This is a genomic window from Polaromonas sp. P1_F2 (assembly GCF_056405735.1).
In genome coordinates this window covers 372,201-388,250 of the sequence record NZ_JBFUBN010000004.1, presented here as the reverse complement: position 1 = coordinate 388,250, position 16,050 = coordinate 372,201, and the positions used below count along the sequence as shown (strand labels likewise).

At 62.3% G+C, this 16,050-nt stretch carries 16 protein-coding genes; 3 read left to right on the top strand and 13 right to left on the bottom strand.

Going from position 1 to position 16,050, the window contains the following annotated elements; translation table 11 throughout:
* Positions 1-7: 7 nt before the first annotated feature.
* The 7 genes from AC1D0O_RS11445 to AC1D0O_RS11415 form a co-directional block, all read right to left on the bottom strand.
* On the bottom strand, positions 8-541 hold the full coding sequence (locus AC1D0O_RS11445) for a hypothetical protein (protein ID WP_477653641.1): 534 nt from the start codon (positions 539-541) through the stop codon (positions 8-10).
* Positions 542-722: 181 nt separating this feature from the next.
* Entirely contained in the window at positions 723-2,138 is a 1,416-nt protein-coding gene (gene glnA, locus AC1D0O_RS11440; RefSeq protein ID WP_436157669.1) for a type I glutamate--ammonia ligase, read from the bottom strand.
* Positions 2,139-2,365: 227 nt separating this feature from the next.
* Positions 2,366-3,190, bottom strand: a complete 825-nt coding sequence (locus tag AC1D0O_RS11435) for a competence/damage-inducible protein A (protein ID WP_477653640.1) — start codon at positions 3,188-3,190, stop codon at positions 2,366-2,368.
* Positions 3,191-3,204: 14 nt separating this feature from the next.
* Entirely contained in the window at positions 3,205-4,134 is a 930-nt protein-coding gene (locus AC1D0O_RS11430; protein WP_477653639.1) for an EI24 domain-containing protein, read from the bottom strand.
* A gap of 127 nt (positions 4,135-4,261) precedes the next feature.
* The gene (locus AC1D0O_RS11425; protein WP_477653638.1) at positions 4,262-5,224 is read right to left on the bottom strand and encodes a sterol desaturase family protein; all 963 of its coding nucleotides are present in this window, start codon (positions 5,222-5,224) and stop codon (positions 4,262-4,264) included.
* Between the two features lie 5 nt (positions 5,225-5,229).
* Positions 5,230-6,090: a polysaccharide deacetylase family protein gene (locus AC1D0O_RS11420; protein WP_477653637.1), complete on the bottom strand. Its 861-nt coding sequence runs from the start codon at positions 6,088-6,090 to the stop codon at positions 5,230-5,232.
* Positions 6,056-7,069 carry a YVTN family beta-propeller repeat protein gene (locus tag AC1D0O_RS11415; protein ID WP_477653636.1) on the bottom strand — a complete coding sequence of 338 codons (1,014 nt, stop codon included), beginning with the start codon at positions 7,067-7,069 and terminating at the stop codon, positions 6,056-6,058. Before AC1D0O_RS11415 ends, AC1D0O_RS11420 begins: the two co-directional genes overlap by 35 nt.
* Before the next feature lie 139 nt (positions 7,070-7,208).
* Here AC1D0O_RS11415 and AC1D0O_RS11410 point away from each other — a divergent pair, with 139 nt between their 5' ends.
* A complete protein-coding gene (locus tag AC1D0O_RS11410; RefSeq protein ID WP_477653635.1) occupies positions 7,209-8,009 on the top strand; it encodes an alpha/beta fold hydrolase in 801 nt (266 codons plus the stop codon).
* 13 nt (positions 8,010-8,022) lie between these two features.
* Here AC1D0O_RS11410 and AC1D0O_RS11405 read toward each other — a convergent pair whose 3' ends face one another.
* Positions 8,023-8,613, bottom strand: coding sequence for a putative pterin-binding protein (locus tag AC1D0O_RS11405; RefSeq protein ID WP_436157676.1), 591 nt, complete (start codon positions 8,611-8,613; stop codon positions 8,023-8,025).
* Positions 8,614-8,771: 158 nt separating this feature from the next.
* Here AC1D0O_RS11405 and AC1D0O_RS11400 point away from each other — a divergent pair, with 158 nt between their 5' ends.
* Positions 8,772-9,449 carry a hypothetical protein gene (locus AC1D0O_RS11400; protein ID WP_477653634.1) on the top strand — a complete coding sequence of 226 codons (678 nt, stop codon included), beginning with the start codon at positions 8,772-8,774 and terminating at the stop codon, positions 9,447-9,449.
* A 27-nt stretch (positions 9,450-9,476) separates the two neighbouring features.
* Here AC1D0O_RS11400 and AC1D0O_RS11395 read toward each other — a convergent pair whose 3' ends face one another.
* The 4 genes from AC1D0O_RS11395 to AC1D0O_RS11380 all read right to left on the bottom strand — a co-directional run bounded on the left by AC1D0O_RS11395 (position 9,477) and on the right by AC1D0O_RS11380 (position 14,228).
* Positions 9,477-10,208, bottom strand: a complete 732-nt coding sequence (locus AC1D0O_RS11395) for a pseudouridine synthase (RefSeq protein WP_477653633.1) — start codon at positions 10,206-10,208, stop codon at positions 9,477-9,479.
* A gap of 82 nt (positions 10,209-10,290) precedes the next feature.
* A complete protein-coding gene (locus AC1D0O_RS11390) occupies positions 10,291-11,280 on the bottom strand; it encodes a hypothetical protein (protein WP_477653632.1) in 990 nt (329 codons plus the stop codon).
* 42 nt (positions 11,281-11,322) lie between these two features.
* Positions 11,323-13,458 carry a YcaO-like family protein gene (locus tag AC1D0O_RS11385; RefSeq protein WP_477653631.1) on the bottom strand — a complete coding sequence of 712 codons (2,136 nt, stop codon included), beginning with the start codon at positions 13,456-13,458 and terminating at the stop codon, positions 11,323-11,325.
* Positions 13,455-14,228 (bottom strand): hypothetical protein, encoded by a 774-nt coding sequence (locus AC1D0O_RS11380; RefSeq protein ID WP_477653630.1) that lies wholly within the window; start codon positions 14,226-14,228, stop codon positions 13,455-13,457. Before AC1D0O_RS11380 ends, AC1D0O_RS11385 begins: the two co-directional genes overlap by 4 nt.
* 267 nt (positions 14,229-14,495) lie before the next feature.
* Here AC1D0O_RS11380 and AC1D0O_RS11375 point away from each other — a divergent pair, with 267 nt between their 5' ends.
* Positions 14,496-15,521 carry an aspartyl/asparaginyl beta-hydroxylase domain-containing protein gene (locus AC1D0O_RS11375; protein ID WP_477653629.1) on the top strand — a complete coding sequence of 342 codons (1,026 nt, stop codon included), beginning with the start codon at positions 14,496-14,498 and terminating at the stop codon, positions 15,519-15,521.
* Here AC1D0O_RS11375 and AC1D0O_RS11370 read toward each other — a convergent pair.
* A complete protein-coding gene (locus tag AC1D0O_RS11370; RefSeq protein WP_477653628.1) occupies positions 15,511-16,026 on the bottom strand; it encodes a S4 domain-containing protein in 516 nt (171 codons plus the stop codon). The genes AC1D0O_RS11375 and AC1D0O_RS11370 overlap by 11 nt on opposite strands.
* Positions 16,027-16,050: the final 24 nt, after the last annotated feature.

Below are 16,050 nucleotides of genomic sequence, written 5' to 3'. Positions count from 1 at the left end.
TGCGCGCTTAATTGAGGGTAGGAGCGCCTGAAGGAAGCCGGGATATTTCGCGCTTGAGGCCGGCGATGTCGCTCTGGTTGCGGGTGATGCTGTCTTTGAGTTCGGCCACGCGGTCCAGGTAGCGCTGGTAATTGCGGCCTTCAATGCCCTGCTTCTCTGGCTCACCGTTGTTGTATTCCTTTTGCTGCTCGGCCAGTTTGGCTTCGGCTTTTTTCAGCTCGGCTTCCAGGATGGCGCGCGAATCGCTGTCGCGGGCTCGCTGCTCTGGGCTGCCGTCGGTGCGCGGGCCGCCTGAACCGGTCGCTGCCGCCACACGGACAGCGGGCTTGGGCGTGCTGCTCACCGGCGTGCTCTGCACCACCGTGACGTTGCCGCCCGAGACCAGCTTGCAGCTGCGGGTCTGCGCTTCTTTGGCGTTATTGATGTATTCAGGCGTGGAGCCGCCGACGCCGGCACAGCGGAAAACCTGCTGCGCCCATGCGGCATTCCCCGCGCCGGCCAGCAACAGGGACAAGGCAGAAAGCAATAAGGTGTTTTTCATAGGGGACTCCCGATGCCGGTAAGGGCTAGGACGGTCTATCAGTATGCGGCAAAGGAACAAAAATACAAAGCCAGCACACCCACAACCTGCCGGGACAATAAAAAAGGACGGCATTTGCCGTCCTTTTTTGGCCACAAACTGTGAAAATCCACAGTAAGCGGCTGGGCGCGAGCCCTCCTGTTTACAGGGAGTAGTACATGTCGAATTCGATGGGGTGGGTCGCCTGGCGCAGGCGGGTCACTTCACCCATCTTCAGTTCAATGTAGGCGTCGAGCATGCTGTCGGTGAACACACCGCCCTTGGTCAGGAAGCTGCGGCCCACGTCGAGCGCGTCCAGCGCCTGGTCCAGGCTGTGGCAGACGGTTGGCACTTTTGCATCTTCCTCGGGCGGCAGATGGTACAGGTCCTTGGTGGCGGCTTCGCCGGGATGGATCTTGTTTTCCACACCGTCCAGGCCGGCCATCATCAGGGCCGAGAAGCCCAGGTACGGGTTCATCAGCGGATCGGGGAAGCGCGCTTCGATGCGGCGGCCCTTGGGGTTCGCGACGTAAGGAATGCGGATCGAGGCCGAGCGGTTCTTGGCCGAGTAAGCCAGCTTGACCGGTGCTTCGTAGCCGGGAACCAGGCGCTTGTAGCTATTGGTGCCGGGGTTGGTGATGGCGTTCAGGGCACGTGCGTGCTTGATGATGCCGCCGATGTAGTACAGCGCGAAGTCGGACAGGCCTGCGTAGCCGTCGCCGGCGAACAGGTTTTTGCCGTCTTTCCAGATGGACTGGTGAACGTGCATGCCGGAGCCGTTATCGCCGACGATGGGCTTGGGCATGAAGGTGGCGGTCTTGCCGTAGGCATTGGCCACGTTCTGCACCACATACTTCAGGATCTGCGTCCAGTCGGCGCGCTGCACCAGAGTGCTGAAGCGGGTGCCGATTTCGTTCTGGCCGGCGCCGGCCACTTCGTGGTGGAACACTTCGACCGGAACGCCCAGCGATTCGAGGATCAGGGACATCTCGGCGCGCATGTCTTGCGTGCTGTCGACGGGAGGCACGGGGAAGTAGCCGCCCTTGACGGTCGGACGGTGGCCGCGATTGCCGCCTTCGAGCTTGGCGCCCGAATTCCAGGGCGCTTCGTACTCTTCGATCTTGAAGAAGGTGCCCGACATGTCGGTGTTCCAGCGCACGTCGTCAAAAATGAAGAATTCGGGTTCAGGACCGAAGTAAGCGGTGTCGCCCAGGCCGGAAGCCTTGAGGTAGGCTTCGGCGCGCTGCGCGATGGAACGCGGGTCGCGGTCATAGGCCTTGCCGTCGGCGGGCTCGAGCACGTCGCAGCTCATGAACAGCGTCGTTTCTTCAAAGAAAGGATCGATGTTGGCTGTTTTGGGGTCAGGCATCAGCTGCATGTCGGAGGCTTCAATGCCCTTCCAGCCGGCAACCGAAGAACCGTCGAAGGCGTGGCCCGACGTGAATTTGTCTTCGTCAAAGTGGGACACGGGCACGGTCACGTGCTGCTCTTTGCCCCGGGTGTCGGTGAAACGGAAGTCAACGAACTTGACTTCGTTTTCCTTGACCATTTTCATGACGTCTGCGACGGTCTTTGCCATCAAAATCTCCTGTGCTGGATGGGTGGTTGAAAATTATCTTCGGGCCTGTTGAATGCACTTTTTGTGCCAAAGCCGTTGGCTCTACGCTTTCCTGCCAAGCCTCGGATTGTGCCGTTATCTGGCCTCACTTCCAGCCTTGGCGAGGCAGAAAAGAGAAAAAACACCTTGCGCTAACGAGTGCACCATTTAAGTGCAATGCCTCGAATGCACCTTTTAAGTGCAAAAAATCATCGCACCAATTCAGGGCCGAACTTGAGGTCAAACTTGTGCAGGCCGGCGAGCATGGCGGGGTAAGCCAGGTTGACCGCCTCAGGCGCGCCTTTGACGCCCAGCTCGATATGGCGGCCATATTCCGGGTGGTCCACGCTGGGCAGGCTGAAGACCTTGACGCCGGCATGCGCCGCTTCAATGGCGAGCATCAGCGGCGTGAGCATGGCTTCCATGGACCCAAAAATGATCACTGACTTTTCGGTGTAAGGCGACTTTTGGTGCAGGTGGGCATAGTGCGTGTCGAGCGCCCATTCGATCATCGGCCAGGCCATGACGGGGAAACCGGGAACAAAGTGAACCGCCCCCTGCCCCGCCCGACAGGTGAAGCCGGGAATCTTGTTGTAGGGGTTCGGGATGATCTCCGCGCCCACCGGAAACACCCCCATGTTGAGGCGGTGGATGTTGTCGTCGCGGTCGGGCTCATAGGGTGTGCCCTGCTCCTTGGCCACGTCCGCCATGCGTTCGAGGATCAGGGTTTTGGCCGTGGGATGCAAGGCCAGTTCGACCCCCAGCGCCTTCGCCGCGCACTGCCGGGTGTGGTCGTCGGGTGTGGCACCTATGCCGCCACAGGAAAACACCACGTCGCCGTTGTCGCGCGCCGCCGAGAAGGCGCGCGCCAGCGTGGCGGTGATGCGCGCCGGGTCGTCGCCCACATAGTCGGCATACGCCAGCTGCAGGCCGCGAGCGCCCAGCAGTTCAATGGTTTTGGGCAGGTGCTTGTCGGCGCGTTTGCCCGAGAGGATTTCGTCGCCGACGATGATGAGGCCGAAGTGAGGAGTCATGTTTTCAGGGGAATTCAAGGCAGGTGTAAATCGGGCTTGCCGCCCATGGAGCCAAAGCTGGGCGCCGGTCCCGGCAGGGCCTCGGGGGCCAGTTCCGCCGCCATGGACGTGACCTCAGCCTGCGCGAGTGGGTCCGGGACGAGCGCATTGTTCTTCTTGCGAAGCTGCTCCAGTGCGGCCAGGGTGTAGTGGGCAAACCAGAGGGATGAAAAGGCAAACACCAGGGTGTAGATCCAGATGGCCACCGGCACAAGGATGGGCGCCATGGCCACGAACATTGCACCTGAAGCCCAGAGCACGCTAGGCGCCGCGCCGAGGTAGCCGCTGAGCACGCCTATGGCAAGCAAGGGCATGCGGTGCTCCTTGAAAATCTGCCGCCGCTCTTCACTGCTGGCGTGGTCCACCATCGCGTCATAAGACATCACGCGGTAAGTCAGCCAGCCCCAGATCAGCGGCGGCAGCACCAGGATCAGGGGCGGAATCAACCAAAGCGGAATCGAAATGACCAGCGCCAACAGGGCCAGCAAGGTCGAGCCCAGCGACCAAAACAGGCTGGTGAACAGGGAACCTCCCCGTTTGCGCTCCATTTGCGGAAAGCGCCGTTCAGCCACCAGGGCCACCATGGCAGGCGTCATGAGCAATGCCACAAAGAGCAGCGAGACAATGATGATGACGGGAATAATCAACAACAACAGCAGCACCTTGGGCAGTATGGTTTGCAGTTGACCCAAGCCCAATCCCTCGAGCCAGCGAATCATGATATCGACGAGCTCGAAACTCCCGAGTTGCACGCGGACGGCTTCGGCAGCACTGTCCCAGAAGAAGTAGGCCAAGGTCAGAGAAACCACGCCCATGATCACCAGCGGCAGGATCGACAGCACGATGACCCGCGGGTGCAGACAATACATCACGGCACGCCAGAAGGCGTCAAGAAGTTTGCTCATGGCCGACAGGATACCGCAGCCCCCACGCTCCCCACTTCGTGTGGTTCGCTGCCCCCCGAGGGGGCGCTGCGCCTGCGGCCCGGCAAAGCCGGTTCCGCGGCCCCTGCTGGGTTGAAGACCTCAGCCCTCAGGCGCGGCCGAAGAGGCGCTTCAAGCCAATCCACTGCTGCGACCAGAAGCCCTTGCCGTAGTCCCGTTTGACCTCCACCTGGTCGCGAACGCCGGTGGGGTCATAACGCTGCTCGAAATTGGCCGTGCCGAACAGCACGTCCCACCAGGGCAGCAACACACCGAAATTGTGTCCGCCCAAGACAGTCCGTTCAGCCTTCACCGTCTCATGTCCTATGCCTATGCTGTGGTGCAGCCGGTGAAAGCGCGGGCTCACCCAAAGGCGCTCGCCGATGCGGCCGAACCAGATGCGCACATTGGCGTGCTGGAAGCTTTCACTGAGCTGGGTGAAGGCCACGATGGCGACGAACTGGCCGGGCGGCACGCCTATGAGCTGGGCCACCAGCACGACGATGGAGTCGACCAGGACGTCGTCGATCAGGTGGTTGCGGTTGTCGCTCCACATGGTCATCTGCCGCTGCGCGTGGTGCAGCGAATGCAGGCGCCACCACCACTCGAGTTGGTGCTGGCCGCGATGCGTCCAGTAAGCCACGAAGTCGAAGACCACCAGGTAGATCAGCAGGCTGACCACCGCGTGGTCGCTCACGCCGGGCCAGAGCTGGTCGAGATGGAAGGTGCCGTAGCCGGCCGTGCGTAGCGCGCCGAAGGCTTCGTCGAACCACGGGTCCAACGTGAAGAACAGCGCAATGCGAAACAGGCCCAGCCGGTGGATCAAGGTGTACAGCACATCGGTGCGTATGGTGGCGCGGTCGGTCACCGGCTCCACCGGCCGCCAGCGCTGCAGCGGGCCGATCAGGGCCAGAAGGATCACGACCTGGATCACGCCCACCATGAACCAGGCGGTGGCGTCATAGCCGTCTTCCAGCAGGTTGCCCATGCCCAACGCGAACATCGCGGGTTGCACGGCCGCCTCGAACAGCCATTGCTGCGCCGCTGAAAAATAATTGCTGAACCAGTCCATGGCGCTTATTTTGCGGGCTTGGCCGGTGCCGGGCCCGACTGCGCGTCAATCCAGTCCTTGTACTGGGGGTGCTCGCGCAGTGTCTTGAAGCAAAAGCCGCGCGCTTGCAGGCCGGTGACCAGCGGCTCCAGCACCTTGGGTGCCCACGGATCCTTGCGCGACCAGATGCCCAGGTGCGCCAGCAGGATGTCGCCGGAGCGCACGTCGCGCAATGCTTTTTTCAGCAGGAAGTCGTTGGGGTATTTTTCGCTGGCCAGTTCGTCGCCCAGGAAGCCCGCGGGCGACCAGCCCACATGTTCATAGCCGCAGGCCTTGGCGGCGGCCAGCAGCGCGGGCGAGGTCTTGCCGCCCGGTGCCCTGAACAGCGGCAGCGTTTTTTTGCCGGTGATGGCTTCCAGGCGCTTGCTTGATTTGCTGATTTCTTCGCAATACTGCGCGGCCGTCCAGGTGAAGTCCTTGCCCTCCAGCGGCCCCGCCGAGGGGCGCATCCTGAACTGCGCCTGTGCCCCCGGCACAGCGGGCACGTCGCCGCGCCAGTAGACGTGGTCCCAGGTGTGCGAAGCAAACTCGTGGCCCTCGGCCGCACGTGCCTTCCACCAGGGCGCCCACTCCGCGCCCAGGCTGCCGTCGCCGGTTTGCGTGCGCTCATTGGCGGCGAAAAACGTGACCTTGACCTGGTGCTTGTTCAGCACCTCGGCCATCAAGGGCGCAACCGCCATGTGGCCGGTGTCCAGCGTCAGGTAGACGGGTTTGCAGGGCGCCGCAGCCGAGGCAGGCTGCAGGCAGGTAACCGCCACAAAAACGGCAAGCAGCGCAGCTGCCGGGACTTGCCTACCTTGGCGAATGATCAAGGGTCCAGACGCCATGCGGGCTCTTTCCAACGTTAACCTGGCGCACTACCTTGCGGGTCGCCACGTCGATCACGGTGAGCTTGCGCGCCCAGCGCGATGTCACCAGGATCTGCTTGCCGTCTCGGCTCACGTCGATGCAGTCGGGGCCGCCCGGCGCGGGAAACTGGTCGACCACCTCGAGGGTTTGCAGGTCTATCCGGCTGATGGTGTTGGCCACGCGGTTGCTGACCAGCACGTGGCGCTTGTCGCCGAAGGCGCGAAAGGCATGGGCGCCGGCGCCGGTCTTGATGACCTTGGTGCGCTGGGGCTGCGCGCCGCTCACGTCATAGACTTCGACCGCGTCGCCGCCCGTCAGGCCCACCAGCATGAATTTGTCGTCGGCCGTGCCGTAGACGTCGGCCGGGATGGAACCGGTCTTGGTGCGCCATTTGATGGACTGGCTGCCCAGGTCGATGGCGATCAGCTCGTCGCTGTCCTGCATGGTGGAGTAGATCGTGGTGCTTTTGCTGTCTATCCACAGATGGCTGGGCGTCTTGCCGGTGGCCACGCGTTTGGCCAGCGTGATGTCCTTGCCGTCCCATTTGTAGATGTCGATGTGGTTCAGGCGATTCGCGGCCGTGACAAACCATTTCATGTCCGGCGAAAAGCGCAGTTGGTAAGGATCCAGGATGCCGCGTATCGTGCGCTGCACCTCGGCGGTTTTCGGGTCTATGAAGGTCAGCGAGTCCGACAGGGCATTGGCCACGATCACCGATTTTTCGTCGGGCGTGAGGTAAAGATGGTGCGGCTGCTTGCCCGTGGCGATGCGCCGGGTCTCGGTCCAGGTGGCCGGGTTGATCACGCTGACGGTGTCGTCGAGCGAGTTGAGCACAAAGACGGGCGTGGTGATCCCGGAAGCGGCCGGAGCCGCCGCGGTCTGAGCAAGGGCGGGGAAACTTGTCAGGGCGGCAAAGGCGCACAGGCAGGCGGCTGCAAAACGGGCGGAAACATTCACAAAAACGGTCTTTCTAGGTGCAACCAGCTAGTGTAGCGGCGCGAAGTTGCCGCAAAACCACTCAAGCCGGCAAATAGCAGCTTGCAGGAGACCTAATGCGCTGGACGCCTTATCCGTTTACATCCCTTACGATGCGGTGATGAATTCGACGGAGATCTTGACGGAGACGGTGGAGATCAACGGTGTGCGCCTGGAAGTCAGGCGTATTGCCGGGCGGGCTGACCTAGCCCCGATTGTTTTCCTGCATGAAGGCCTGGGCTCGGTCGCCTTGTGGACGCAGCGAGGGCTGGACTGGCCGCAGGCCGTGTGTGCAGCGACAGGCCGGGCCGGCATCGTCTACTCGAGGCGCGGCTACGGCCGGTCCGCATCCATCCCCGACGTGCGCGGTAGCGGGCGGCTGCCGCCGGACTATATGCACCGCGAAGCATGGGAAGTGCTGCCCGCCCTGCTGCAAGCCTTGAACATCCATCAGCCGGTGCTGCTGGGCCATTCCGATGGGGCCAGCATCGCCCTGCTCCACGCCAGCCGGCATCCCGTGTCGGCCTGCATCGCGATGGCGCCGCATGTGCTGGTGGAAGACATCGCCGTGCAAGCGATTACCGAAGCCCGGGTGGCTTTTGAATCAGGAGGCTTGCGCGAGCGGCTGGCGCGCTACCACGCCGAAGTGGACGTGGCTTTCTGGCAATGGAACGACGTCTGGCTGTCCGAGGCTTTTCGCCGATTCGACATCCGCGAGGAATGCGGCCGCATCACGGCGCCGCTGCTGCTGGTCCAGGGCCTGGACGATGAATACGGCACCCTGCGGCAGCTGGACGAAATCGCTCAGGTCGCGCCCCACTCGCAGCAACTGCGGCTGGCGGCTTGCGGGCATTCGCCGCAGCGCGACCAGCCCGCCAAGACCGTGGAGGCGGTCACTGACCTTCTCAAGCCGATAGCTTGAGCTTCATTGAACTTCAGGCCTCTTTGACCTCAATGTGGTAAGTCGCCCAGGGGCACCAGGCAAAGCGCGCGGGCAAGGGTTTGGCTGCCATCTCAGGGAAGCGGTCCGCGTCATAGACGGCCCAGAGCGGGCCCAAGCCGCCCAGCGACAAAGGCTGGCCGTCCATGTGGGTGGCAACGATAAACCGGTACTTGGCGATTTCGGCGGCCGTCACCTGGGCCGCATAGCCGTCCACCGCGCGCAGGAACACCGTTGTCTTGTCATTGACCTTCACGCCACTGGCCTTCAGGACATCGGCCAGCAGCGGGCCTTTGAGCGTGTGCGGCTTGCTGTCGTATTCGAGCGTGGGCTTGATGGTGACGGCCGGCAGCGCAGCCAGGGCGGCGAAGTCAAAGGCCTGGGCCTTGTCGAATTTGATCTTTTGCTTGGCCATCATCTGGTCCAGCGCCGGGTCGAGTGCAGCGCGGTTGCCGGCGCCTATGAGGCCGCTGACGGTCAGCACGGTCGGGCCTTTTTGCGCCTTGGGCGCCAGCTGGGCCTGCGCCAGTTCGGGCAAGGCGACAGCGCCCAAGGCCGCTATCCCCATAAATTTGCGCTTGTCCATGTTTTCTCTCCCCTTGTAAGCAAATGCTGCCAGATGTGGATTTCGTCTAAAACTTCACACTAAATCAGTAATACAGCGCCAATTTCACGACACATCTCAAGTAAAAGTACGCAAATCGGCGCATATTGTAATTACCCGTAACAAACCAGGAGTTCGTCGTGTACAGAAACTCAGAATGGTCGCCGGCAGGGCAGCTTCACATGCCGCATCTCGCCGAATGGTACAGCTTGTGGGCACGCTGGGTAAACCGCGGAAAACGCCGCATTCCCAAACACTGGCCCCTGCATGCGCGGGTTTTGATGAACAGCGAGGAACTGCGAACCTGGCACTGGATGATCAGTACTTTCGACGATCACCATGTGCTGGTGAAGATGCCGGTGACCCGGTTCACCAGGCCCAATGCCAGTGAGAACAGCCTGTACTGGTATGAAATGCTGCAGAACACCACCTGCACCTTTTCAGTCTGCGCCGGCGACGGCCACGTGGTCGGCTGCGTGGACGTCCCCAAGTCCTTCGGCCTTTCCCATAAAGCCAGAAGCCTGAAGCGCAACTTGCTGGCGCAATGCGGCATTTCCTACGCCGTGCTCAACCCGTCCATGCTGCCGAACCCGGACGAACTTCGCAATGAATTCTTCGGTGAAGCGGCCACCAAAGCCCGGCATCTCAAGCGTGAAGAAGCAGTCCTCGAAGTTGCACGCATCAGCCTGAAAAACACGCTGGCGCAACAGCGGCAGATACGCACCCACATGGACCAGGAGCACAGCAGCAGCATGCCCGGCCACTGGCACGACTCGTTTCTCATACAGTCCAACACCCGGCCGGCCGAATTGCGATAAGGCGGCGCCTGCGGATGCGCGCGGCACTCAGGCCGCGATACGGGCCAGGTCTTGCGCCGTCAACCAGCGCCACTCACCGGCTTTCAGGTCGGCCGGCAGATCCAGAGAACCTATGCGCGAGCGGTGCAGGCCGCCGACCTCTTCCACCCGGTTGCCCACGGCGGCGATCATGCGCTTGACCTGGTGGTATTTGCCTTCGGTCAGCGTCAGGCTCAACTGGTTCTCGCCGGTTTTCTCACAGGCCGCGGCCCGCACCGGCTTGGGGTCGTCGTCCAGCACCACGCCGGCCAGCAGTTTGGCCACCTGTTTGTCGTCCACCGGGTGTTTGGCCCGCACCTCATACACCTTGGGCACGTGGTGCTTGGGTGAACTCATGCGGTGGATGAACTTGCCGTCGTCCGACAGCAGCAAGAGGCCCGTCGTATCCTGGTCCAGCCGGCCGACGGCCTGCACACCGGCGGCGGCCCCGCCGCCGCGCTGGCGTATCGGCGCCGGCAGCAGCGTGTAGATGCTCGGGTAGGTGCTGGGTTTTTGCGAGCACTCATAGCCCGCGGGCTTGTGCAGCATCAGATAGGCTTTTTCATGGTATTCCCAGGCCACGCCCTGCACCGTGAAGCGCAGGCCTTCGATGGCCTCGAATTCGGCCGTGGGGTCGTCGCAAGGCGCGTCGGCCACCGTCACGTGGCCCTGCTGGACCAGCCCCGCGCACACGCGCCGCGTACCAAAGCCCTGGGAGAAAAGAATTTCTTGAAGTTGCATGCTTGCCATGGGCGTATTGTCGCCCGCTGGCGGCCGGCTTCGGGCAGAGGTGGTGCGCTCCCCGAAAAAACCGGGGAAGGAATCACATCTTCGTTGTGCGGTTGTAGATGTCACACAGCATGACGTCGTATCCCGCATGCGGAAACATGGGATGGGAATTCAGTTCAAGCCACCACAACTGGCCCTGGTCGTCGAGCACGGCATCCACCGAGTAGGCCAAAGGCACAGGCGCCACCTCCCGTAAAGCGCCCCGCATCAGTGCTCCCATCTGCGCAACTTGTTCGCCGCTGCTTGCATTCAGCTCCGCCAGCGCGCTTGCGGTTTTGGCGCCGCTCTGCCGCTTCTCGAAGGTGCGGCCGTACCTGAAATCGATCCACAGTTCCCGTCCGGCAGGCAAGACGTCCGTGAGCGAGAAGCCCTGGTAGGCTACGCAGGACGCCAATATCGCCTTGTCCGCCAGGACATTGGCGCCTATGTCCTGGTTGATCTTTGCATCGGCCAAAGCACCGACCGTTGAGCGCCCGTCACCGGTGACGACGGCGTAATCCTGCGTTTCCGCAAAAAACGGCGTGTGCCCCCAGTACCAGATCTTCACGATTTTCCCGGCCACAAACTGCTCCTGGAATGCGGCCGCGTTCTGCTCGCCCGGCCCCGGCGGCAGGGCCGGCACCGATGCCTGGAAAGGCCCCTGGATGTCGTAGCCGAATGAGCCCCGGGACTTCTTGCGGATGTAGCCTTGCGTCGGCTGCTGGCCGGGCGGCCACAGTTGCGGCGTACGGACACCCGCTTCCGACAGGTGCTGCTTGAACAGCAGTTTTTCGGTCGACAGCCGCGTGGAATACGGTTTGTAAGGGCGCCATCCGCCGAACGCGATCGCCGAATCCGCCATATCTTCAATGTGGACCAGCCGGTCATTGAGGGATGCCGCGAAAATCGGGAAAAACGTGAAATACAGGTTTGCGCAGCGTATTTCCAGCTGCATGGACCTCACGTCCATCTCGACCTTCGCGTCGTGCTGGGCCGCCCATCGGCGCACGGCCCTGAAGTGGTCAAAAAAAGTAGAGAGAGCCATCAGTCGCCAGTCATTGTCGATTGCGGGGCGGTCGCCGCGCCGCTAGTTAAAAGGATGAGGGAACCTTCCCCCGGATGCGATTTTTTCACCCATGCCCAAGGGCAGGCCGTCATACCCGAATGCCATCGGGATGGCGCCCGGAACAAGCACCCGCACCGTGCGAATCACCTTGCCGTCAAATGCACGTGGCGCAGCCGGGTGGGTCAAATCCACCCACACCGCTTTGGAGGGCCCGGGCGCCGCCTTTAGCCTCTCGCCCAGGGAGGCCGGCCATTTTTCGCGCAGCTGTGCGAACCCGGTCACGTCCCCGCCTTCGGTGATCGCCGACATTTTTGAATAGTGGGCCGCCTGCCTGTAGAGAAGGCCATGGTCCGCCGGCGTCAGCACGGATTTGGGCGACAGCCGCCGGGGCGCCTTGAATTCCAGCGCGGCAAACGCGGCGATTTCCGCCTCACCGATTGCATGCGCCATAGCCTCTTCAGCAGAACCGGAGCACGATGCCGCGATCACGGAAAACCGGTGGGAGACGGAAACAACCGCGGCAAAAACGACCGGGCCCCACTCCCCCGTGAAGGCACCGACACGCAAGGCGCAACCGCGCCCTTCCCAGTCATGCGTTTTTTCCTGAACGCTCGCCGGAAGCGAATCGGGCGCCAGCGACAGGCCCGGCCGCTGCGCAAGCCAGTGCCTCACAAAGGCATCGCGTTCAATCACCTCGAGGCCCGCGCGTTCGATCGCCACCTCCAGCGACACGTCGCTGGCGCAACCCGACGAGGTTTGCCGCATCAACATGCCGAGCTCAGCCACCCGCGGCAAATACCGGCCGAAAAAAACACAGTCGGCGGGCACAAAGACTTTCTCGTCGCTGCCCAGGCAGGTCGCGGCCACCCAAAACCGTTCGGCATCGTCGAGGTAGGGCCGTATGCCCACTCCCGCCTTGTCGCGGTACTGCCTGTCCGAGAACCGGATCAGTTCGTGCGGGTTGAGCTTGCCGGCAAGCCGGCTGCCCCTTTCGAGCAGCAAGCCATCGGGCGGCTCGCAATAGGCATGGCGCTCCACCGCCTCCGACAGGGCCTTGGCGCAGGCCAGCCTGGCGTCGGTGGACCGCCCCCAGCCCATGCGGGTGGTGCCGCCGGCCTGCGTCACCCGGGCCGCCGCCAGGTAGTCCCGCTGGTCTTCGCCGTAGTCGACGATCCTGATCGTGGGCCGGGGCGGTGCGGGTTTGCCGCCATCGCCAGCAAGCGGGCCGCCTATGAATGCGGCGGCGATAAATATGTGTTTGTCCGGCGCGCACAGCGTACCCACGGCATGGGCATAGGACGCCCCGGCGTCCACGCAGGCAACGCCCTCCGCGGCTGCCGCTGAGGCCAGCCTTTGCAGGGCCGCGCCGCCGGCCATCAAGGCCATGTCCAGGGGGTAGTCCGGCAAGCCCTCCGGGGCAAAGAAGGCCAGCAAGGCCCGGCTGCGGAAAAAATCGTAGAGATCGGGAAAAGCCCGGTAAGGCACACCGGCGTGTTTTCCGAGCGGCCGAAGAAAAACACCGCTAACCGCCCGGTGCACCTCATAGGCACCGGCCTCGATGAAGTCCAGGGCTTCACGCAAAAAAAGCACTGGCCGCAATCCCTCTATTGACGGCCCGTCTAGGCTGCCGAGGCCGCCCGCCCCGTCCACCTGCTGCGCTGCAAACAGCATGGCGGCCAATGCCTCAAGAGACGGCGCTGCAGCCACGCCGGCCGGCTTGGCCGTCGAAGTGCGTGGCAACACCAGTTCGATGTCACCGGCTTGCAAGGACGAGGCCCCGGGCTTGCCACGGGTGGCCGGTCGGGAGGGCCGCCGCAGCCGCTGCTCCTGCAGCAGGCGATCCACCGCAAAGCGGTGGTCCACCAGCACGCCGGCTTTCAGCATGGCGTCCACAAAGCCGCCGAACCAGGAAGACGGCGAAGAAGGGGAAGACGGCCATCTGGCCTCGCCCATGTCCGCCAGCTCCGTCCGGGTTTTACTGCCGTCGCACCAATGAAAAAGCGCCCGCAAAAATTTTGCAGGCGCTTTGACGGTCAGCTCTTCACCTTTGGTGCGCAGCGTCAGCGCACCGGCCTGGATCAAGGCAGCGCCCGCCAGTACAGGGCGGACGCCGGTGTCGAACTGAAGTGGGTCGTCGTTACGGGTTTTGTCGCTCACGCGGCAATGGTACCCACCTGCTCGACAAAGCTGGCGGCGGCGGCGTCAACCGACAGGGCTTGCCATGGCGCATCCAGTTGCACCGCGCCGTTGCGGCAAGGGCTGAAGGCCAGGAAACCTTCCACAAAAATGCCGCAGCCGTTTTCGGTGATGAGGTTGTACAGCTGGGTTTCGGGCGCCATGTGGTGGAACACCGGGCGGGCATGCACCCAGCCGGAAACGTGCGCAAACTGCTCGGGCAGGTCGATCGCCAGCGCGACGGCCGACGGCAGCTGGGGGCTGGTCGCGTTCCGCATTTCATACAGGTAGTGGTTCATGTTGAAGGTTCCCCAGCCTTCCGACACCACATCGCCCTGCTTGCGGCTGACCCACAGCGGGTGCTCGTCCGACAGGATCAGGCACTGGTCGCCCAGGCCGCGCAGCTCGATGACCTTGCGCGACATGCCCAGGGTGGGCCGCTCAAGCGCGGCAATCCGGTTCGGGCCCAGGTTGGTCATCACCAGGTCGCCCACCACGATGTCTTCTACAGGCTTGCTCGAACCGTCGGCCATCAGGACACGGTTGCCGGCCACAAAGCACGAGCAGCTGCCGCAGGAAGCGTATGACTCCGAACTGGCTTCGTCCTGGACCGCCTGGCCCTGCGGCGCCGAACGGTAAGGCCGCCGGGTCACCGACCAGCCTTCGTTCAGGTCGTCCTGGGCATTCCTGCTCGGGACAAACGACTCGTCTTTTCCGACAAAAAGACCACCTTTGGTAATGTTTCCAGCCATGTTCAACTCCAGTTAATTGACGAATTCCGGATCCCTTCCCAAGAGCCCTCTTGGGTCGTTCCAGTGCCTGACAACCAATATATCCAGGGTTTTCGGGGAATGTTTAGGGCCGTGGCCGGGCCCAGTTGTTAAAAATTCACACCCGGATCACGCGCTCGTCCCGGGCGGAAAAAATAAGGCAACATTGCCGTGCGCGAGCACCCTCACATCCAGCCCGGCAAGCGCAAGATGCGCCCCGGACCAGAGGCAAGCGCCCCTTTCTTTCCCATGAAAACCGGTCGAGCCGAGATGCAAAAAGCCAACTGTTCCCGAGACGTTTTTGAAAACCTGCTGTGCCAAAGCCTTTTCGAGCCCGAGCTGTTAAGAAACGTGGCAAGCCTGCTGGACCAGGACCCTTATTTCATGCAAGGCCACCTGGAAATGCTGTGGAGCGCCGAAAAAAAAGGGCACGAAGACCTTCACGCCGAAATCCTTCAAGCTGCCCTGGCCTCGGCGGCGGCGCTGTACCGCGGCGGCGAACTCCAGCTGGCCACCCTTGCGCACTGGACGCCCTCGGACTTCGAAAGCCTGCGCGAACTCTTGTCGATCGCGCTCCGGAGAAAAGAGCTCTCCCTCTGGAAACGGGCGGGCATTTCCCGCCAGTTGAGGGGCTTGTCCCGCGCGACGCGCTTGATGTCGCCTGCGGATTCCGGCGAACAGAAATACCTGGTGTTCCAGAAAATGGTGGATGTCCGCGAGCTTGCCGCCGAGGTGGACGGCATTGCGCCCTACTGGTGGGGCGTCCACACCCGCAGGCAGCAGGCGCTTGACCACCACCGCCACACCCAGTCCATCCTGGTCAGGAACAGGAAGGCGCACGAACGCGCCTACCAGCCGGCCGACGGCGTCCACGAAAGCGAGGAGATGGCCTTCTCAAAGCAATACCCAAAAACCAATGCACTTGTGCTCTCGCTGGCGCAGGATCTCGGCCTGGCCCTGGGCCGCGTCGCGCTGGTCAGGCTGCCGGCCCACAGCCAGGTCTACCGGCACTTCGACGACGAGGAGTATTTAAAGGACAGAGACCGCTACCACCTGGTGCTGAGTTGCGGCGACCGCAATCTGCTCGAGTCCGGCAACAACCGCTTTAACGTGAAGCCGGGGGAGCTCTGGTTTTTTGACAACAAGGTGATGCACAGGGCGGCGAATCTATCCGATAGGCCGCGTGTGCATATTATTTTTGATGGGTATGCGCTTGGAAAACTGGGCCATTCGCCTGTGAAGCCCAAGGCTGATTCAAGCGCAGCTATTGAATAAGGAAATTCCGTTCGACGAATGCCGCAGCAGGCTCATCGGGATCTATCGTCGCGCCCTTGTTTTTCCAATTCGAGATTGCGGGCCCGCAAGAGTTGGATTTTTTCCGGCAACGAATCAGCAAATCCATTTTCTTTTTAATAATTTCATACGCTGAATGATGGCCATCAAGCTCGTCTCCTGATCGACATAGCCCTTCAGCCGGGCTGTCAGCCACGCTGGCGAACGGCGCCGGCAGCAGCGTGTAAATGCTCGGATAGGCACTGGGCTTTTGGGAGCACTCGTAGCCTGCCGGCTTGTGCAGCATCAAATAGGCTGTTTCATGGTATTCCCAGGCCGCGCCCTGCACCGTAAAGCACAGGCCTTCAACGGCTTCGCATTCGGCGGATGGATCGTCGCAAGGCGAGCTATTCACTGCCACATGGTCTTGTTGAACCAGCCTCGCGCACGCGCGGCGTGTGCCGAAGCCTTGGGGAAAAAGTATTTCTTGAAGCTGCATGCTTGCCATGGGGGTATTGTTGCCGGGCTGCGT